Here is a 20,187-nt window from a genome sequence, read left to right as displayed (position 1 = left end):
CAAATAAAGAGGAAAAATCCACCACAGGAATCTGACGTCAAGTGCCGCTGAGTAACTATTTCAATTTATTGGAAAATCGACAAAACACAACAGAAATCTTAGTTTACCTTTGGGATACTAAGAATCAAACCATTTAAACAGAGATAATTCCACCATAAAATCCGAATACCCGAAAAACGAAAAGAAGTAATTGCCGATCGTTGCAGACGAGTTTAATCTTTTGACTATGACACCAGAAGAACAACAAAAGGCACACGAAGACTACAGGAAGAAATACAGATATCTAAAACGTGCGCCGCGGCTACTCGTTTACTACTACCTCATAGGGGAAAAGTTCCGAAATACAATGGCCGAAATAGGCCGCGGGAAGGGCTGAGAGAGATAGCCGACGACGTTCTGAGTAAGGAATTTCAACAGGAATGCTAGGCTTGGAATCGATCTCACCGGCACAATTATGCCGCAAGCATAATCAGGTGGATCAGGACCTGCTCCAGCAGGTTTTCGAGCGGCTGGCTATGCAGATTTTGTCTAGGCATGGCTGCTCGACCTTTTGGTTCTCATGGTAGATGCTAATTATCTGAATTGTCTGTCAATGTTTTATGTAACGCTAGTGAGAATATCTAAGGCATTGGAATAACTGCTGGATAAAACTACCACCCAGATTTTTTTTGTGCCAGTTTTTTTGTTTTCAGATCATTATCTCACTCACGGTTAATTGAACGAACAATAGGCTCACCTCATTAGGTTTTTTAATATCGTATGATGGCACGAAGACTGTGCGGCTCTATAATGGAATTTATAAAGTTAGAACGATTACAGACGAAGAGGATATAATACCTGTACCTGCAATTGGTAAACTGGTTTATAACATTGAAGAGGAAGAATCAACAATTAGAAAAGAAGACGTTAACGGAACTGAACTCGATTACGAAGAATATGATGAAAGGGGCGATTACGATAGTTTGAATTCACTAGATGACGGAAGAGTTCCAACTGTTATAAATTCTTTAGCCTTGGCAACAAAAGGGAATTTTGAAAATTGGCTTCAGAACTTAAAAATGAGTGAGTTTGAATATTTAATTACACCTTCAAATAGTTATCCTTATAAAAGGTGTATAATCAGGAAAATTATTGCTAGCGGAAAATCAATCTATAAATTTGCTGAATTAGAGTACAAAGATGTCCAAACCGAAGTATGTTTAGTTCCAGGGTATCAAGAGATAAAAAGGAAACGTGAAGCTCTTGGAGAAGACTTTTGGTATTATGCCGAAACGTTTCTTTCAGTATTAGAATCAGGAGACTGGAATAGTAATCTACCTTCCATAAGTTCACTATTTAAAGAATTAAGTAAAATCAAGCTATCCGAACAAAAAAAGAGAATTAATAAACTAGCTAGAGATATAATGGCTTCATTGAAAGTGAATAATGAATTAGTAAGAGATTTGATAGAAGAATTTAATAAAATAAAAATGGATAATAACCTAACATTACAAAGAATCAGCCAATTATCGTGACTGCAGTATAGAGCATCAGAATGAATCCGTGCTAACGGAGCAAGTAAGTTCAATAAAGCAGCGAGTCTAGGTTCGTTTCTGGTTTATACGGGGGAGTACCAGCGTCGCTGACACCACCTGCAAACGTATGGGTTAAACTGGGGATTTATTAAATACCTGATTATATTCAAACTGCGCATCGGTGATCGCCAGCTTTGAATAGGTTTCCAGCGATTTTCTTCATGGCCGGAACATGGCTGAATCAAGGCATCATCAAAAAAACAGCCACTACAGGGCTGCTTTTGTACTACGGGCTAATTGCTCGTGTATTTTACCCAATCATATTCAGCGTATAGCGGATTCGCTCCATTATACGAACCTAGCCAGTCGTCAACACCAGTGCCATTCCATAAATTCATCATAATCTTGCCTGGCGTGCTTGGTATGTTCGTAGTTGCCGTATGCTTTAGAACCCCGTCAACATACCACTTAATGTACCCTGGCTGCCAATCGAATGCATAGGTGTGAAAGCCTCTTGATGCATCAAAGCCCAGATCGATAATCTTCTCATGACCACCGACCCCGTTTGTATAATAGTTGAATTGTACTTTTGTCGTGTCTTTGCCTAAAAATTCAATATCTATTTCATCCCATTGCGTGCCATCAGTAGGTCCCGTATACGTAAAAAAGGAAGATACGATCCCTGTATTTTTAGCAGGCTTCATGCTGACCTCGTATAAGCCGTATCTGTAAGTGTTCGTCGATCGATACTCTCCACAGTCAAATTTATTGTACGCAGAACTTGTTAAGCCAAGCTTCATTTTGCCATCGTTCGTAAAATTGACATTATTGGCACGCCAAGTGCAATTAAACATGTTCCCATTGGAATATCCGTCCGCCTTTTGCCATGCACCCGAATTGAAACCATTAAGGGGTTCCCAAAAAACATTCCCCGCATAAACGCTTACCGAAAAAAACAGAGAGACAATTCCAGTTGCCAGTAAAGTAAACCAAGATTTCTGCTTCATTTTACACCTCCATAAAAGATTGACCAAACATGAAAGAAACGGCTGACAATGATACATTATTTCAAGTATTGACTGACTTACCCAAAAATATAAAGCGCTTACATGCTTGGTATATTCATTGTAGCTTGATATGGAGTCGTCCACAATAGCAAACTTAACGCTTGAGACATAATCTTAAAAAAACCTAAATTTTGTCAAGTTGTAGTTTGAAAATAAACCCACTGGGCCGCTACTCACCCCGATAACTAGAGCGCCTACATCTGGAAGTTGAATCAAAGAAGGATGGTTAAAGAAAAGATAGCAAGACTTTTTTAAGGGGGTTTTGCTATCATTATGGTTTAGAGAAATTTTAACCTTTAATTTGGGATTCGCAAAGTTCAGTCATCTAACATTGACGGCCATTATGAGGCTTCCGTTATGTAAAGTTGTTGAAATGATGAGGAGAGAGTATAGTTTGTATGTATTTATTTTGTACGGGAAGAGGTTAATATGGCGACAATTCATGATGTAGCATTAAAAGCGGGTGTGTCGGTCACTACAGTATCCCGTGTAATGAATAACCGGGGATATATCAGCGAAACTACACGCAAAAAAGTGTTCGACGCAATGGAAGAACTTAATTACCAACCAAATGAAATAGCACGATCTCTGCTACGTAAGCAGTCCAATATTATTGGCCTTATTATTCCCAATGTCTCGCATCCTTTCTTCAGTGAGCTTGCCAATCAGGTTGAGTATTACGCCTATCAGCATGGCTGCAAGGTCCTGCTGTGCAATTCACATATGGATCCCGTGAAGGAGAAAGTGTATATTGATATGTTGAAGCGGAACCGGGTGGATGGCATCATTATGGGTAGTCATACATTAGAAGTAGAAGAGTACCGACATTTGAATTCACCGATCGTGACGTTTGATAGGCAGATTGACCCGTATATTCCTTACATATCCTCGGATAATTATCGCGGAGGCGAGCTGGCTACGGAGCTGCTCATTCGCAAAGGCTGCCGGAAAATTGCCCATATCTGCGGAAATCTGGAGCTGAACATGCTGTCCAATGAACGAACCAAAGCCTTCCGGGATGTGGTGGGCAAGCATAATGTCCAGCATGTGATTGTTCAAACGGACTTGAATGTGTTCGACCAGAAGGAGTACGAGCGGATCATTTCAAAACTCGTTCATGAACATCCGGATGTGGATGGGGTGTTCGCAACAAGTGATATTATTGCTGCTTTCGCGCTGAAGGAATATATTCGCGCTGGAAGGCATGTGCCAGAGAATGTGCGTATTGTAGGCTTCGATGATGTAAGCGTTGCTTCCTGGCTGACGCCGGAACTTACATCGGTAAGACAGCCGATTGCAGAGATCGGCAGGCTGGCGGTCGAGCTGATCCGCAGACAGGCGGAAGGGGAGCAGGTACAACCTGTCAATCTGTTGCCTGTTGAACTAATTGAGCGTGCAACGACCTGAATGAAAATCTGTTCCTCTAACAAGGGGAACAGATTTTTTTTAATACATGTTGAGAGATTAACATGTCAAACGATTGACACAACTTAAACCTTTGACATATAATCCGTTTGTAAGCGTTTTATTTAAGCGTTCAGAGCCATTATATAAATAAGGGGATGACAACAATGAGGAAATTCAAAAGAGTTCAATGGATGGTAATGCTGCTTCTTTTAGTTATGGTGGTGTCTGCATGCGGTGGCTCCGGTGGAGAAGGTAATTCGGCTTCTGGAGGGGGATCAGCGGATTCGAAAAATGTGAAGATTACGCTTTTGAACTCCAAAGGCGAAATCCTTCCACAGCTGGAGGAAGCCGCCAAGGCGTTCCAGAAAGACAATCCGGGCATTACTGTTGAAATCCAGCCGGTTCCGACTGGTGGATCGCCTTTTGAGCGTGCCTCCGCATTGTACGCATCTGGAAACCCGCCGACCATGATCATGCTAGATACAGGTGATGTGGAGAAATTCAAGGACCGTATCCTCGATCTGAGCGGAGAAAAGTGGAATAAGGACACTGTTGAAAACGCTACCTCAGCTACGACGGTTGACGGCAAAAATTACGCGTTCCCACTGGCTGTTGAAGGCTACGGATTTATTTACAACAAAGCCGTTGTAGATAAAGCGGTAGGTGGAAGCTTCGATCCCACCACAATTAAAACCCGAAATGACCTTGAAAAACTGTTTCAGCAGATCGAGACATCTGGTAAGAAAGCATTGGTGATTTCACCAATGGACTGGTCTCTGGGCGCTCATTATTTGCCTCTTGCTTATGCAGGCCAGAACAAAGACATGGCTGAAGTGGACAAATTCATGGCGTCACTAAAAGCAGGCCAGGCTGACTTGGCTAATAATCCTGTATTTAACGGACTTATGGATACATTCGACCTCATGATGAAATACAATATCGATCAGGCTTCTCCGCTAGCAGGAGCTTATGAACGCGGACCGGAGCTGCTCGGCAAAGGTGAAGTTGGCATTTGGTTCATGGGCAACTGGGCATGGCCGCAAATCAACAGTTTTGATACGGCTAACAAAGAATATGGTTTCTTGCCTGTACCCATCAGTAACAATGCCGATGACTACGGCAATCAGGAAATTTCATCAGCTGTTTCCAAGCGCATTGTTATTGACAAGGAGAAGACTACTCCAGAACAGCAAGATGCGGCGAAGAAGTTCCTGAACTGGATCGTATATGATGAGAAAGGCCAGGATTTCCTGGTGAACCAAGCGAACATTATCCCGGCGTTCAAAAATATTACACTGCCTGCGGCCGACCCGCTTGGCAAGTCCATCCAGGATTATATTGCAAAAGGCAAGTCAGAGCAGTCGATGAGCATGCTGCCTGCGGACCACTGGTCTAAGACAGGATCCTCCATGCAAAAGTATCTGGCGAAACAGGGAGATCGTGCAACACTGGTTAAAGAAATCGAAAACTACTGGAAAACCGTTAAATAAGGTTGTTTTCAAATTACCTAGAATAGAGAGAGAAACCCGGAACAAAGGGAGGGGTCATCATGATTACGGAAAAAGGAGTATGGAACCGGCTGCGGACGCGGCTGCTGTTTACCGGCCCAACCTTGTTTGCCTTCATAACGGTAATGATTATTCCATTTTTGTATGGCATCTATCTGACGTTCACAAACTGGGATGGTATTTCCACCACACTATCGCTGGTTGGCGTCCAAAACTATCTGGCTGTTTTTAGAGATATTGAGTTTTGGAAATCGTTCAGCTTGACGCTCAAGTATGTGTTTTATACCGTTGTTCTTATCAATGTGATCGCTTTTATGCTGGCTTATGTGCTGACTAAAGGGTTAAAAGGGCAGAGTATTTTCCGGGCGGGATTTTTCCTGCCCAACCTTGTCGGGGGCATTGTACTCGGTTTTATCTGGCAGTTTATATTCAACAACGTGCTTGTCTATTTGGGACAACATGCCAGCATACAGTCGCTCAGCACGACTTGGCTGGCTGATCCCGACAAAGCGTTCTGGGCACTCGTGATTGTAACCGTGTGGCAGAACGCGGGTTACATGATGGTCATTTACATCGCAGGATTGACGGGTGTGCCCAATGATATTATGGAGGCCGCAAGCATCGATGGGGCAAACAGTTGGACCAGACTACGGAAAATGGTATTGCCCTTGATGGTTCCTTCTTTCATCGTATGTATATTTTTGTCCCTGCAACGCGGATTTATGGTCTATGACGTGAACCTTGCGCTCACGAAAGGTGGGCCGTTCAGCAGTACTCAAATGGTGTCGATGCATGTGTATGAAAAGGCATTCCTTTCCCGTGATTATGGTGTGGGGCAAGCAGAAGCATTCGTGTTGTTCCTGATGGTTGCTCTCATCACTCTGCTTCAGGTTTATTTTAGTAAGAAGTTGGAGGTGGAGGCGTAATGGCAAGAAATAGAGTTGCTTCCTCCGTAATCAAATTCATTGTGCTGACAGTCATACTCATATTGTTCATCGTACCGTTCGTCTTTCTGCTGATCAATTCGTTCAAGGAAAACATGGCCATCACCTCGAATCCGTTATCGCTTCCAGAGAGCTTCAGTATGGTCAATTATATGAATGCATTTGATAAAATGAATTACATCGCTGCCTTCACCAATTCATTGGTCATAACGGTGTTAAGCGTTCTGTTTATATCACTGTTTGCGGCGATGACAGCTCATTATTTTGTCAGAAACAACACCAAGTTCAACCAATATACATTTATGCTGATGGTTGCATCCATGATCATTCCATTCCAGGCTATCATGATTCCATTGGTGAAAATCTACGGGTCACTTGATCTGCTGAACAGTAAGTGGTCGCTGATTTACATGTATATCGGTTTTGGCAGCTCGCTGGCCGTCTTCATTTATCATGGTTTCGTAAAGAGTATTCCAAAAGAACTGGAGGAAGCTGCGCTAATTGACGGCTGCACGCGGGTTCAAACATTCTTCCGGATCGTGTTTCCGGTACTGATGCCCACGACTGCCACCATTTCCATTCTCAATGTGCTGTGGATCTGGAATGATTTTCTGCTGCCTTCCCTCATTCTGGTCGATCCGGAGCAAAGGACACTTCCGTTGTCCACGTACAACTTTTATGGAACCTATACAGTGGACTATGGTCCATTGATGGCAAGTTTGGTACTGACGATATTTCCGATCATTATCATCTATCTGTTCGCCCAGAAGTATATTATTCAGGGTGTTATGCAAGGTTCGATTAAATAATTGTAGGAGTAGGATGCCTTATCAAACAGACTAGAACGTATACGAGAGAGCGTGCAGATCAATTTATTTCCCAATCGAAGCATATGCTTAGGCCGGATTATCGGCTGAACTACCATTTAATGGCTGAATTCGGCTGGATGAATGATCCGAACGGCTTCATTCAATATAACGGGCAGTATCACTTGTTCTATCAACATTACCCGTATAAATCAGTATGGGGACCGATGCACTGGGGACATGCAGTCAGCCGCGATCTTATGAAGTGGGATTATCTGCCGGTTGCTTTGGCACCGGACGGCGAGTTCGACCAGGATGGCTGCTTCTCTGGCAGTGCGATTGAGCAGGACGGGAAGCTTGTCCTGATGTATACCGGACATGTTGTGACCGGGCCTGACAAAGATCAGGATTACAAGCAGTCACAGGGAATTGCAGTATCAGAAGACGGAGTAATGTTCGAAAAGTGGGAGGGCAACCCGGTCATCGGTTATGACGCCATACCGGACACGGTCAGCCGCAAAGATTTCCGTGATCCCAAGGTGTTCAGGCACGAAGATCAATACTACGTCGTGCTTGGATCTAATGATGCCCAAGGGAACGGGCTTGTACTGCTTTACCGATCTAAAGACTTGAGAAACTGGACGTATGTCAATGTGCTGGCTGTAAGTGACGGACGCTTCGGCGATAATTGGGAGTGCCCGGATTTGTTCCCGCTCGGTGATCGGCACGTATTCATGCTGTCTCCGCAGCGCATGCCTGCGCAGGGAGAGGCTTACCGCAATCTGCATTCCACCATGTACGGTATAGGTGAATTCAATTCCGTGAACGGTACATTTACAGCAGAACGGTATGCTCAGGTGGACCACGGATTTGATTTCTATGCCCCGCAGTCAACCTTGGATGATCAAGGGCGGCGTATCATCATCGGATGGATGGATATGTGGGAGTCGGAGATGCCGACCCAGCAGGGACATCATTGGGCGGGTGCGATGAGTCTTCCGCGGCAAGCGGTAATCGATCACGACAGATTGCTGTTCCGTCCGCTTGATGAGGTTGAAAATTACCGATCCAATCTGTTCGAGCAGCGGGATATCTTGCTGACAGGCGAGCAGATCATGGACACGTTCGGAGATAGCTACGAACTGAAGGCGGTATTTGAATTCGAGGCTGGTAATACTGATGAATTCGGCTTGAAGCTGCGGGTGGGCGACGAAGAGGAGACTGTACTATCGTATCGTCCCGAAGACGGTCTGTTCCGTTTTAACCGTGAGCGTGCCGGTATCGGACCGGGCGGAGAGAGAAGAGTGCCTTTGAACTTGAACGAGGGCCGTCTGGAGCTTCGGATTTTTGTCGATAAAAGCTCTGTGGAAATATTCATCGGCGACGGTGAATACGTCCTCACAGGAAGAGTGTATCCGGGAGTGGAATCTACGGGCATTCGAGCGTTCGCGAGCGGAAAGTGTACGATGGCTTCGTTTCAGAAGTGGGATATATCCACATAGAAATGCATACAAACAGGAACCCGACCATTGATGGTCAGGGCTCCTGTTTTTTTGTGGCCATTTTGCTCGTGGGATTTTAGGCGCGCTTATTTTGCAGATAAGCATCAAGATAAGCATCAATTTTGGTGAGGGCTTCTTCTGTACCGCCGGATTGCTGGAAGCTCTCATTTATTTTTTGTACGCCCTCTTTATAGACTGCGTTCGACAACACTTCACGTACGGCCTCTCTTAGCGATTGTACATTGATATCGTCTTTGGTTATTCGATAGCCAGCTTGAAGCTCCGTTAATCGCTGCGCGACCATCGGCTGATCCTTGTCCTGAGGCAGAACGACCAAGGGGACATTGAAGTGAATCCCTTCATTTACGCTGTTCATTCCACCATGAGTAATAAACACATCTGAATGACGCAATACCTCCAATTGAGGAACATAGGGCGAAATGATAAAGTGCTCAGGGGCCGGATTGATTTTCGTAAAGTCGGCTTTCTCGCCAGCTGCAATCACGACGACTCCTTCAAAATCGGAAAAGGCTTCAATACAGGTGTTAAAAAAGTCCTCAACATGATCCAGAACCGTTCCCATCGCAATGTAGAGAACCTTGTTATTTTGTAATCGATCTAAAGGAAAAGAATGTTCTCCTTTGCGCTCAGGGAAGCTGGGACCGATAAAAAGGTTCTCTTCACCAAAGCGGTCGGCGTCCGGTTGGAAATATCGGCTGGTATATACAACATTCAGTGCCCCTGTATTGGTCATAAATTGAACTATATCTTTGGGAGCAACACCGAATCTTTCTTTCATAAGATGCAGTGAAGCCGTGGCCTGTTCATCAAGCTCAAACGGCACCTTAGCGTTAGAGCGAAAGAGATGACTAGCCATCTGATTCTTTGAAATTAAAAAGGATGGTGATGAAGCAATACCAGGGATATTCAAATAATCTCTAACTAATTCCCCGGCTCCGAATCTATCATAGAATACAAAATCAAAATCAATGCTTTTAGCCAGCTGTTTGGTGATTGCTAATATGTCCATCGAAGTTTGGATATGAATATTCATAAATGCGTTCACCCCAGCCGGAGTACTGGTATTAATGGAAGCAGTCCTGATCAGATCGGGATGCAGGTGAACCGTTGCTCCCACTGCTTCGAGTCTGTCCTTGTATTTCTCACTTGTAATGTAATGTACCTGGTCCCCCCGCGCTGCAAAGGCTTGCGTAATCCCGAGCGTAGGGTTCACATGTCCTTCTGCCGGAAAGTTAACCATTAATACGTTTAACATCCATCATTACTCCTTTCCTTCCCTTTCATTTAAGATTGCAGTTTTCACTGAATCTCTTAATCTATAATAACAATAATATTTATTTTTTCAAATGATATCCTTTCATGATCATGAAAAACATGTTGGCATGAATGTGCATAACAAATATTTACCTCGTGCATAGTAAGGGGGAACTCTACTTAGCAAGGGAGGTTTTTTCTAAGTGAATGTTCAAAGAGCGCAAGAAATAGCGTCCTCTTCCATAATGGCGAATGTGTTGTGTGATGGGCAACCCATTTATATTCAGCATGTGAATGAACAGCGTGAGACGGCACGGATCTATGCGCTGAACAACCCGGAAGAGGAACGAGAAGTACCTTTGTACGCGTTAACAGAACGAGATCAGACCCTTGAATAGAAAGGAGCGACATGAAAAATGAAACCGAATCAACAGAAAGAGATTGAGGCAGATCGTTTGAACTTTCGTGATCAGACGGATGATGTGGTCAGAGAAGTACCGGCCACAACGAATGCCAGCGAAGCCGTTGCAGCAATGACTTCACATATCAATAAATACGATGTACCAGATGAGTTGGAAGAAGAATAGTAAGTGGTCAAGCGCGCACAGGATAACCTGCTGCGTGCTTTTTATATGGTGCATAACTTGGATGTTAGCGAACAAAAAGTATTCAATGCCCAAACGTACAAGTGAAGCTGCCCATGTGTACGTTTTTTTCTTTTCGTTTTTTTGTAAAATAATATATAAATGATTTCTGTTCAAACTAAATGGACCAGGCCGTCATAGTGCTATTATCTCTATTAAGTTGAAAAGCCGAATTTAGAATTGTAGGAGGGAATTATGAACGATGAATTCAATGTACAGGTCCAAAATGTAGATCCGGAAATAAGTGAAAGTGAAGGTGAATTTGAGAAGAAAGATATTTCAAAAGTATTAACTATAATATGGATTTTTATAATTTATAGTGAGTCTGTCATTCTTCAACATTTGTCTAGTGGTCTAAATCTGCTGCAAAGTGTCTTATTTACTGTAATCGTCATATTACACATCCTCTTGTACTTGCATGCTCAAAGAGTTGCAAAATATTTTTCATGGGCTTATTTTGTTGTGCAAGGGGGATTGATCTTTTTAAGTGCATTTCTTCTACCTGACAGTTTTTCGATTGTACTGGTTGGGTTAATGCCAATTTTGGTGGGTCAGAGTATAGGTATTTATTACAAGCCGCTTAAGGTCATTCTTGTATTTTTGATCTCTTATGTACTTTTTTGTGTGGCTGTGGTCTGGCATAATGATGGCAGGCAATTTGTATTGTTCATCCCGCTATTTTTTCTAATTGCAGTTGTTATAGTAGCTTATGCCATTCTTTTTCTCAAACAAGTTCAAGCACGAATCCGAACGCAAAACGTTCTTAAAGAACTTGAAATCGCACATCAAAAGGTCGAAGAACTTACAATTGCTAACGAACGACAACGTATGGCCCGTGATCTTCATGATACGCTGGCGCAGGGGCTTGCTGGGCTAATCATGCAACTTGAAGCCATTGATGCCCATCTGACAAAAGGAAGTACGCAAAGAGCTCAGGAGATCGTCCAACAATCGATGTCACAGGTGCGAAGAACATTGTCTGATTCAAGGCGAGCTATAGACAATCTGCGTTCGAAAACCATCTCGGAAGTTGATTTTGCAGAAGCCGTGGAGGAAGAAATACAGCGATTTACAATGGCTACGAGCATTCGTGTAATCCGCAACATCAAAATTAAAGCTTCAGTGCCCAGACTGGTGTTCGAACATGGATTGTTTATTATAAGCGAGTGTTTAACCAACGTAGCGAAGCATTCACATGCTAATACTGTACGGATAAGTATTTTAGATAACGAAGGCAAGATTGGAATCGAGATTCGCGATGATGGAAAAGGATTTGATACGGATATTATTGCCAAGCAAACAGGGCATTACGGAATAATAGGTATATATGAACGTGTACGGATGCTGGGTGGGGAAATTAATATTAACAGTATATCTCAAGAAGGTACAACTATAAAAATAGAGGCGCCTCTTACTAAAGGAGACCTATTATGAAATACAAGATTTTAATCGTCGATGATCATTGGGTAGTTAGAGAAGGATTAAAGCTGGTGCTGGAGACCAATGACAGTTATGAAGTTATTGGTGAAGCTGGAGAAGGTGTAACGGCTCTTAAATTGGTCGAAGAACTTCAGCCGCATGTCATCCTGTTGGATTTATATATGCCACAAATGAGTGGTTTGGAAACTATGAAAGCCCTCAGAGAAAAACAAAATGAAACGCCAGTCATTATCCTGACGACCTATAACGAAGATGATCTCATGATTAAAGGACTTTCTTTAGGGGCAAAGGGATATTTATTAAAAGATACCAGTCGGGAAAACTTATTTCGCACGATTGAGTCAGCACTAAGAGGCGAAACGTTGCTTCAGCCAGAAATAACAGCCAGGGTGTTCGCTGCAACGAATAAGAAAGAAGTCAAGCCAGAGCCGCACGAAAGCAGCTTAGTTCTGACTGATAAGGAAAGGCATATATTAAAGTCTGTTGCACATGGTTTTAAAAGTAAGGAAATTGCGTTTGATATGGGAATTTCCGAGCGTACCGTGAAGGCACATTTAACGAATATTTATAATAAGCTTGGTGTTGACTCCAGATCCGAAGCCGTTGCCGTTTCATTGGAACGTGGTATTTTACAGTTGTAGAGATAATAACTGAAAATATGTTATTTCATTGCCCAGTCGTACATAAGGTGCTTGCCCCTTTGTACGATTTTTTTGTTTGTTCATTGTTATAACATGAAAAAAGGATGAAAAAGTTTACTTGACCCACGGGTTGCTGATAGCACCTTTAGAAGAAGAATCAGGGAGGATGACATTAGTTGAAGAGAAAAGGAATTAGAATAATGATTGCAGGGGTTGCTTTAGTTATAGTAGCTTCCGGTTGCTCCAGTGCAACGGAGAACTCTGTAACAGAAGCCAGTCACCCGGTAAAAGTGGAGAAACTTGCAATGAAACCTTTGGCCAATGATTTTAATTTGGCGGGAACATTGCAGGCAAGTAATGAGGCCAATGTTTCCTTTGAAGCGGATGGACGTATATTGAACACTATGGTCGAAGTTGGGGATTCAGTAGAAAAAGGAAGTGTCCTTGCGAAGTTAGATACATCTGCTTACCAGTTACAGCTGGATCGGGCAAAGGCAACCATGGAAAAGGCAAAGGCTGGTGTAAGCCAAGCGGAGGCTTCTGTTCAATCGGCCCAGGCGGGCATTCATAGTTCACAATCCCAGGTCAACGCGGCCCAATCCAAATTGCAGGAATTGAACAATGGCGCCAAAAAGCAGGAGATTGCACAGTCTCAAAATGCGGTTACTGTAGCAACTAATAATTATAACAAGAAGAAAGCGGATGCCGCACGCTCCCAAAGTCTATTCCAGGCAGGTGCAGTATCATTAACGGAAAATGAGAATGCGCAGCTGGAATTAGCAAACGCACAAAAAAGCTTAAGTGATGCGCAAGAGAAATTGTCTCTTTTGCTTGCAGGGGCATCCCAGGAACAGCGTGCCCAAGCTTCGGCCGGCGTAGATCAGGCCAGGGCAGGGCTGGAATCGGCTAGGGCTACTATACAACAAGGGCTAGCCAGTAAAGCTCAGGCGCAGGCTACCTATGAGGATGCATTGGCTGCTTATGAACAGTCAGCCTTGTCACTGAAAAAAGCTACTTTAACTTCCCCGATCACGGGTGTTGTGATTGAAAAAAAGATATCTGATGGTCAACTGGGCTCCAGCGGGAGTGAGGCATTTGTTGTCGGAAATATCAAGACTTTAAAAGTACTCCTCCCTGTACCGGACAGTGAAATCTTATCGTGGAAGAAAAACCAAAAAGTAAATATATCTCTCTACGATGAAATTAGAACAGGGACCGTTACTCAGATCTATCCATCGACTAACTCCAAAACGGGAAGCATCAATGTGGAAGTTAGCATTCCCAATCCCGAACTGAATTGGAAGCCTGGTCAAGTCATCAGCGCATCTAAAAGCATAAATCAAAACGAAGCGCTTTTAGTGCCCGTAGAGGCCGTAATTAGTACGGGAAATGATCCTTATGTCTTTAAAGCTGTAAATGGAAAAGCCGTCAAAACACCGGTTAAACTAGGGAAAGTGACGAATAATCAGCTCGAAGTGGTCTCTGGGCTACAGGCAGGCGATCAAATCGTTACGCAAGGAGCAGGAACCTTATTTAATGGTGATTTACTTGGGAATGGTGTACCTGGGAAATCGGAGGAGTCGTCCGAATGATTAAATATATCGTTAAAAAGCAGAAAATTACACTCATTTTCTTTGGCATGTGCATTGTGCTAGGGCTTTACAATTTTACATCGTTAGCCAAACAGGAGCAGCCTGATGTTATTCCCTTGTCAGCCAGTGTTACAACCATCTATCCGGGCGCCTCACCTGAAAGAATCGAGCAAACCATTACTAAGGTCATGGAACAGAAAATTAAAGCCGTACAAGGTGTCAAAACGATTTCTTCCACTTCGTCTAAAGGCCAATCTAGTATCATGATAGATGCTTTTGAAGATGCGGATCCGACCAAGGTGTGGGCTGATCTTCGTACAAAGGTACAGGATGCACAGTCTGAGCTTCCAACTGATGCGATGCAGCCCATTATTAATGATAGTATGACAAGCTCTTTCATTGGTTCATACGCGATTACTTCCGATAAAGTTGAGAATTTATACGCGTTGAATGAATTGATGAACAAATGGAAAGATCAATTAAAAACGGTCTCGGGTGTTTCGCAAGTAAATATTCAAGGAATACCGGATCAAGAAGTACGAATTAGTTTAGACACACAAAAGATGCAACAATATAACATCTCCTGGGAGCAGGTTGTTCAAGCAATCAAAAATGAGAATGAAAGAGTTCCTACAGGAAGTATGGATTTCAATGAGCGTACTTATCAGCTGACGGTAAATGCCTCTACGGATCCATCTATCCTAAATAACGTCCAGATTTCAAGCAATGACGATGGATACCCGATATCTCTGAAAGATGTAGGGACAGCCTCACTTGTTTTTAAAAAAGCGACTAGTTATACGTATGTGAATAACAAGCCTGCTATTTCCATCAGTGTGAGTGGAGATACAGGCACAGACGTGCCAACGGTATCTAAAGCGACAACGGCCAAAATCAATGAACTTGTGAGCGGTTTGCCTAAGAATGTACATTTTGAGCTACTTTTTGCGCAAAATGATCGAGTCGATGAAATGTTTGGAAACCTGACCAAAGAGATGATCATCGCTATTATATCGGTCATTGTTATATGTACATTAGGTTTAAATTTGCTGACTTCAGCATTTGTGGCCTTAGCCATTCCTGTTTCCATCGCCATTGGCTTTATTTTCTTGCCCACAACAGGAATCACGCTGAATCAAATTTCAGTCATCGGATTAATCATCGTATTAGGGATATTGGTTGATGATGCCGTCGTGGTCAATGACAACATTGAACGCCGACGCTCTGAATTTGGGGAAGATGCTACGGAGGCGGCCATTAAAGGGACGAAAGAGGTATCCTTATCGATCATTACAGCTACGCTAGCTACGGTTGCGGCATTTGCCCCGCTTTTATTCCTGCCGGGCACTATTGGTGACTTTATTAAACCGATACCTACCGTTATTTCGTTAACGATGCTGGCTTCCATGATTATGTCGCTAACGATCATTCCTATTTTCCGTCAATGGTACGATCAACGTCGTAAAGGAAAAGAGAGTAGTAAAACAGTTAAGCCACCTGGACTTCTGGGGAATCAAATCCAGTCTTTATCCAATGTCTACTCTAAAAACTGGATGCCCAGAATACTGCGACGTCCACTGTTAACAGCGCTTATCGGTCTTATGATGGGTACAGCAGCTTATGGACTACTTGCTGTTGTTCCCATTGAATTATTTCCGGATTCCGATCAAGCGGATGCCACGATTAGCGTAACAATGCCAGAAGGAACGTCGTTGCAGGCAACCAATCAGGTTGTAAACGAGATCGGGAGCTGGGTCAAAAAACAGCCAGAAACAGAGCGGCTGGCGGCAACGGCAGGTGGGGGAGCGCCTCAGCTGTACAGCGATGTTGCAGGCGGTCACGGCTCTGGTGGAGCGGTCAACGGCCAAATTGCTGTCGTTGGAAAAGAGGGGCTATTTGATCTCAAAAAAACAGTAGATAACTGGACCCATACGCTACAAGCTAAATATCCATCTGCATTAATCAGCATTCGTGTTCCCCAATTAGGTATTCCGGTCGGCAGTGCGGTGTCTATCCGTATTAAAGGAGAAGATATTGATAAGCTGCAAAACATGACAACTAAAGTCAAAGAAATGGTTGCGGGGACCCCCGGAGCTGTAGATGTGACCGATAATATGGGTATGCAAAGCTATAATCTGAATTTCCAAATCAATCAGCAAGCCTTGGATAAATATCAGGTTAGCTATTCCGATTTAACGCGTACTTTGCTATTAATGGGTGACGGGGTGAATGTAACGGATTTTGATACGGGTAAGGAATTGCTTGATGTCAATATATACATGAACAAACCAAACCATGATCCTGAGGTATTATTCCAACAATTAAGTGTGAACAATGCGGCAAGGGAGCAAATCCCCTTATCCCAATTAGCCACGATGAAACCGGACTTTTCCATCCAACAAATCCACCGCTATGATCTGGAACGGACGGTAACGATCTCAGCCAATGGAAATGGGCGTACGGCTACAGAACTCACTAATGATATCCGTAGCAAACTTACAAATACCCAGTTTGAACCAGGCTACACCTGGGAGATGGGAGGGGAAACATCTGCGCAGTCTGATATGTTTAAGGACTTGGGCAAATTAGCTGTTATTGTTATTTTCCTTATTCTCCTCTTGATCACCATGCAGTTTTACTCGGTGTCCACACCGCTCATTATTATGACTACTGTTTATCTGGCAGCGGCAGGAGGAATCCTTGGAAGTTTTATTTCAGGGATGCCTATTGGATTCATGAGTATTATGGGCATCATTTCACTTGCTGGTATCGTCGTGCGTAACGGTATCGTGTTGATAGAGTTTATTGAAGATGCGCGGCGTGAAGGCGCTGATTTAACAGACGCCATTCTAATGGCATGCTCTGCACGTTTCCGTCCGATCTTGCTTACTTCGCTAACTGCGATTGTGGGTATGATTCCTATTGCCACAATAGGGGAGATCTTGTTCAAACCGTTGGCAACGACCATTATTTTCGGACTGATTTTTTCAACCATTTTAACATTGTTTGTAGTTCCGACACTGTATATGGTCGTAGCTCATCTGAAGCTGAAACGGAAGCATAAGAAGGACAAGGTTATAAAAAGCGATAGCTCATTGACCTTGTAGGTAAATATAGAATACAGGATCGTACATTAGGCGAGAGTCTTAATGTACGATTTTTTTATTTCATTGACATAGTCCACAAAAATCATTACTATAATTGTTGCAAAAGTCCACTAAATAGGGGGAGTTATGGTCAATATAGATGCTAATATCATAGCGGATATGAGGCGTTTTAATCGGTTCTATACGAATATACTGGGTGTTTTGGATAGACATGTGCTGGATAGCGGATATTCCTTTACCGAGGCTCGTGTCATTATAGAGATCGGGTTGATCGAGCCATGTATAGCGAATACTCTAGTTGAATCTCTTAAAATTGATCGCAGCTATATGAGTAGGATCATTGCTAAATTTTGCAAAGAGGGCTTTCTTGTTAAGGAAAATTCAACGTTGGATAATAGAACAAATCTGATTCGTTTGACTCCTAAAGGAAAGGCGTTCTATAACCAACTGAATGAAAGGTCTGATGAACAAATTCTAAAATTAGTTCAAGGACTTTCAGAAGAAGAGATACAAGAATTGCATGCTTCTATGTTGTTAATTCAGAAGAAATTGGATAATTTGGAGAGGATACAGAATGATACGATTTGAATGCGACTATACCGAAGGTGCCCATGAGCGCATATTAAAGCGACTACTGGAGACGAATGATGAACAAACTCCAGGTTATGGTGTGGACGATCATTGTGAAAAAGCTAGAGCATATATTAAAGAAGCATGTGACTCCCCAAATGCGGATGTACACTTTTTGGTTGGAGGTACACAGACCAATACCACCGTCATTTCTTCTATTCTGCGTCCGCATCAAGGCGCCGTTGCTGCAGTTTCTGGACATGTGGCCGTTCATGAAACCGGAGCGATTGAAGCTGTTGGACATAAAATACTTACTTTGCCAAGCGGGGATGGGAAGATCCGGGCCGAGCAGGTACAAGATTTGTATGACGCTCACTGGAATGATGCCGCTCCTGAGCATAGTGTACAGCCCGGGATGGTTTATATTTCCCAACCTACTGAGAATGGAACGATCTATAGCAAAGCAGAGCTGGAAGCATTAAGTAGAGTCTGTCAAGAATGTGGTTTACCACTGTTCATAGATGGAGCCCGATTAGGCTATGGCTTGGTGGCCGAAGATAGCGATGCATCTTTAGCGGATATAGCACAGCTTTGCGATGTGTTTTATATTGGCGGGACAAAAATTGGAGCATTGATGGGAGAAGCCGTAGTCATTCTAAATGATACATTGAAAAAAGATTTCCGATATATGATCAAGCAAAAAGGAGGACTGCTGGCTAAGGGAAGAATGTTGGGCATTCAATTCGAAACTTTGTTTGAAGACGGTTTATACGTTGAAATCTCCAAACACGCTATAGATATGGCAATGCTGCTTCAAAACGGATTATCTGAGCAAGGTTTTTCTTTTCAATACCGTTCTACAACCAATCAGCAGTTTCCGATTTTACCAGATCGTATACTAAAGGCATTGAGTGAAAAATATACTTACTCCTTTTGGGAAAAGGTTGATGATACACATAGTGCAGTTCGATTCTGTACCAGTTGGGCTACGAAGAAAGAAAATGTTGAATTGCTGATTCAGGATATTAAAGCATTGCAATAATGGTCATAGAAAGAGTAATTTATAATTTTAAAGATGTAAAATGACTATGTAATAGCCATACTTCGTTGCATGCATTGCAGCGAAGTATGGCTTTTTGTTGTGCATTTTACTTATTCCAACGTGCTTGTCTTTAGTTCCATGAAAGAGCAAGTGGATATAAAAATGGAAAAACAAGACAAGAGCGGAGGTATAAAATTGGCGTCTAATTCTTTACACTGAATATCTACCGAACCTGCTTGCGGTACTGAAGAGGAGAGAGCCCCGTTATTTTTTTAAATATTTTATTAAAGTGGGAAGCATGACCGAACCCGACATCCTCTGCAATATGCTGGATTTTGTCTTTGGTGGTTCGAAGTCTGGTTTGGGCCGCCCTGACCCGCACTACGCGGATGTATTCGCTGAAATGAAAGCCAGTCAACTTTAGAAAGATACGGCTTAGGTAAGCTGGACTAATGAAAAAGCAGGCAGCCACTTGTTCGAGAGTTAACGGTTCATTGTAATGATCCTGAATAAAAGAAGAAATCTCCGTGATTTTCTGATGCATGGGATGAGAGGAGACAGGTTCACTACGCTCGATTGCTTCCGATCGGTGCACCAGGATAAGCATTTCCAGCAGTAAATGCTGTACGCACCGGTCATGCAGAGGCTGCTTATTCCTGCATTCGGTATTCATCTGTAGGAATAAACGTTCAACCTCCACTTGCTCTCTCGCAGGTAAGCGAAGTAACGCGGATTGCTGATATGGCGGCAGGTCAAGAATATCATGATCCTGCTGTGGGAGAAACGTCGGAGAAAAATGAATCAAAATACGCTCTGTTTCCTGCAATTGCGTACTGGCAGTAGAGTGCAAGTCGTGAGGAAGGATGAATATCAGATCCCCCTTGCGAGCGGTGTATACCTTGCCATTCATAAAATAGATGCGTTCGCCTCGCAGTAAGAGATACAGCTCATAGTTCTCGTGGACATGAGGCCGGGGCATAACTGTGAAACCGGTACGATAGATGTGATGAATGGAGAATTGTTGTTCGCCAATGACATATTTATCTTCTTTCACTTCATTCATGTGCTTCTTCCTTTACAAATTAAGATAAGTAAGCGCATTCATATACCAACAGTATATATGACAAC

18 protein-coding genes are annotated in these 20,187 nt (G+C 43.0%); 15 read left to right on the top strand and 3 right to left on the bottom strand.

The window, feature by feature from the left end:
* The first annotated feature begins 428 nt into the window (after positions 1 to 428).
* Together NSQ68_RS22320 and NSQ68_RS22315 are read left to right on the top strand one after the other, a co-directional pair.
* Positions 429 to 566: a hypothetical protein gene (locus NSQ68_RS22320; RefSeq protein ID WP_342427217.1), complete on the top strand. Its 138-nt coding sequence runs from the start codon at positions 429 to 431 to the stop codon at positions 564 to 566.
* Positions 567 to 776: 210 nt separating this feature from the next.
* Positions 777 to 1,514: a hypothetical protein gene (locus tag NSQ68_RS22315; protein ID WP_342427216.1), complete on the top strand. Its 738-nt coding sequence runs from the start codon at positions 777 to 779 to the stop codon at positions 1,512 to 1,514.
* Between the two features lie 293 nt (positions 1,515 to 1,807).
* On the opposite strand, the gene NSQ68_RS22310 is transcribed toward NSQ68_RS22315, so the two are convergent.
* On the bottom strand, positions 1,808 to 2,521 hold the full coding sequence (locus tag NSQ68_RS22310) for a glycoside hydrolase family 16 protein (RefSeq protein WP_342427215.1): 714 nt from the start codon (positions 2,519 to 2,521) through the stop codon (positions 1,808 to 1,810).
* 489 nt (positions 2,522 to 3,010) lie between these two features.
* On the opposite strand from NSQ68_RS22310, the gene NSQ68_RS22305 reads away from it, so the two are divergent.
* The 5 genes from NSQ68_RS22305 to NSQ68_RS22285 all read left to right on the top strand — a co-directional run bounded on the left by NSQ68_RS22305 (position 3,011) and on the right by NSQ68_RS22285 (position 8,748).
* Positions 3,011 to 3,988: a LacI family DNA-binding transcriptional regulator gene (locus NSQ68_RS22305; protein WP_322252795.1), complete on the top strand. Its 978-nt coding sequence runs from the start codon at positions 3,011 to 3,013 to the stop codon at positions 3,986 to 3,988.
* 164 nt (positions 3,989 to 4,152) lie between these two features.
* Positions 4,153 to 5,478 (top strand): ABC transporter substrate-binding protein, encoded by a 1,326-nt coding sequence (locus NSQ68_RS22300; protein ID WP_342427214.1) that lies wholly within the window; start codon positions 4,153 to 4,155, stop codon positions 5,476 to 5,478.
* Positions 5,479 to 5,537: 59 nt separating this feature from the next.
* Positions 5,538 to 6,422: a sugar ABC transporter permease gene (locus tag NSQ68_RS22295; protein WP_025723175.1), complete on the top strand. Its 885-nt coding sequence runs from the start codon at positions 5,538 to 5,540 to the stop codon at positions 6,420 to 6,422.
* Positions 6,422 to 7,249 (top strand): carbohydrate ABC transporter permease, encoded by an 828-nt coding sequence (locus NSQ68_RS22290; RefSeq protein ID WP_342427213.1) that lies wholly within the window; start codon positions 6,422 to 6,424, stop codon positions 7,247 to 7,249. The genes NSQ68_RS22295 and NSQ68_RS22290 overlap by 1 nt, the downstream gene beginning before the upstream one ends.
* A gap of 83 nt (positions 7,250 to 7,332) precedes the next feature.
* Positions 7,333 to 8,748 (top strand): glycoside hydrolase family 32 protein, encoded by a 1,416-nt coding sequence (locus tag NSQ68_RS22285; RefSeq protein ID WP_342427212.1) that lies wholly within the window; start codon positions 7,333 to 7,335, stop codon positions 8,746 to 8,748.
* Positions 8,749 to 8,824: 76 nt separating this feature from the next.
* Here the strand turns inward: NSQ68_RS22285 and NSQ68_RS22280 are convergent, their stop codons facing one another.
* Entirely contained in the window at positions 8,825 to 10,024 is a 1,200-nt protein-coding gene (locus NSQ68_RS22280) for a macrolide family glycosyltransferase (RefSeq protein ID WP_342427211.1), read from the bottom strand.
* Between the two features lie 202 nt (positions 10,025 to 10,226).
* Here NSQ68_RS22280 and NSQ68_RS22275 point away from each other — a divergent pair, with 202 nt between their 5' ends.
* The 8 genes from NSQ68_RS22275 to NSQ68_RS22240 all read left to right on the top strand — a co-directional run bounded on the left by NSQ68_RS22275 (position 10,227) and on the right by NSQ68_RS22240 (position 19,059).
* Complete coding sequence (locus NSQ68_RS22275; protein WP_342427210.1) at positions 10,227 to 10,421, top strand: H-type small acid-soluble spore protein; 195 nt, start codon at positions 10,227 to 10,229, stop codon at positions 10,419 to 10,421.
* A gap of 18 nt (positions 10,422 to 10,439) precedes the next feature.
* Complete coding sequence (locus NSQ68_RS22270; RefSeq protein WP_250240455.1) at positions 10,440 to 10,610, top strand: hypothetical protein; 171 nt, start codon at positions 10,440 to 10,442, stop codon at positions 10,608 to 10,610.
* A gap of 252 nt (positions 10,611 to 10,862) precedes the next feature.
* Positions 10,863 to 12,101 (top strand): sensor histidine kinase, encoded by a 1,239-nt coding sequence (locus NSQ68_RS22265; protein ID WP_342427209.1) that lies wholly within the window; start codon positions 10,863 to 10,865, stop codon positions 12,099 to 12,101.
* Complete coding sequence (locus tag NSQ68_RS22260) at positions 12,098 to 12,748, top strand: response regulator transcription factor (RefSeq protein ID WP_342427208.1); 651 nt, start codon at positions 12,098 to 12,100, stop codon at positions 12,746 to 12,748. Before NSQ68_RS22265 ends, NSQ68_RS22260 begins: the two co-directional genes overlap by 4 nt.
* Positions 12,749 to 12,948: 200 nt before the next feature.
* The gene (locus NSQ68_RS22255) at positions 12,949 to 14,340 is read left to right on the top strand and encodes an efflux RND transporter periplasmic adaptor subunit (RefSeq protein ID WP_342429152.1); all 1,392 of its coding nucleotides are present in this window, start codon (positions 12,949 to 12,951) and stop codon (positions 14,338 to 14,340) included.
* Positions 14,337 to 17,447, top strand: a complete 3,111-nt coding sequence (locus NSQ68_RS22250; protein WP_342427207.1) for an efflux RND transporter permease subunit — start codon at positions 14,337 to 14,339, stop codon at positions 17,445 to 17,447. Before NSQ68_RS22255 ends, NSQ68_RS22250 begins: the two co-directional genes overlap by 4 nt.
* A 126-nt stretch (positions 17,448 to 17,573) precedes the next feature.
* Positions 17,574 to 18,035: a MarR family winged helix-turn-helix transcriptional regulator gene (locus tag NSQ68_RS22245; RefSeq protein ID WP_340956947.1), complete on the top strand. Its 462-nt coding sequence runs from the start codon at positions 17,574 to 17,576 to the stop codon at positions 18,033 to 18,035.
* Positions 18,022 to 19,059: a low specificity L-threonine aldolase gene (locus tag NSQ68_RS22240; protein ID WP_342427206.1), complete on the top strand. Its 1,038-nt coding sequence runs from the start codon at positions 18,022 to 18,024 to the stop codon at positions 19,057 to 19,059. The genes NSQ68_RS22245 and NSQ68_RS22240 overlap by 14 nt, the downstream gene beginning before the upstream one ends.
* Before the next feature lie 223 nt (positions 19,060 to 19,282).
* On the opposite strand, the gene NSQ68_RS22235 is transcribed toward NSQ68_RS22240, so the two are convergent.
* Positions 19,283 to 20,122, bottom strand: coding sequence for an AraC family transcriptional regulator (locus NSQ68_RS22235; RefSeq protein ID WP_029519347.1), 840 nt, complete (start codon positions 20,120 to 20,122; stop codon positions 19,283 to 19,285).
* Between the last annotated feature and the right edge of the window lie 65 nt (positions 20,123 to 20,187).

This window comes from Paenibacillus sp. FSL L8-0158 (assembly GCF_038592965.1).
Lineage (GTDB): Bacteria > Bacillota > Bacilli > Paenibacillales > Paenibacillaceae > Paenibacillus > Paenibacillus polymyxa_D.
The sequence above is the reverse complement of the archived record's forward strand: the minus strand, read 5'-3'. Positions and strand labels throughout refer to the sequence as shown.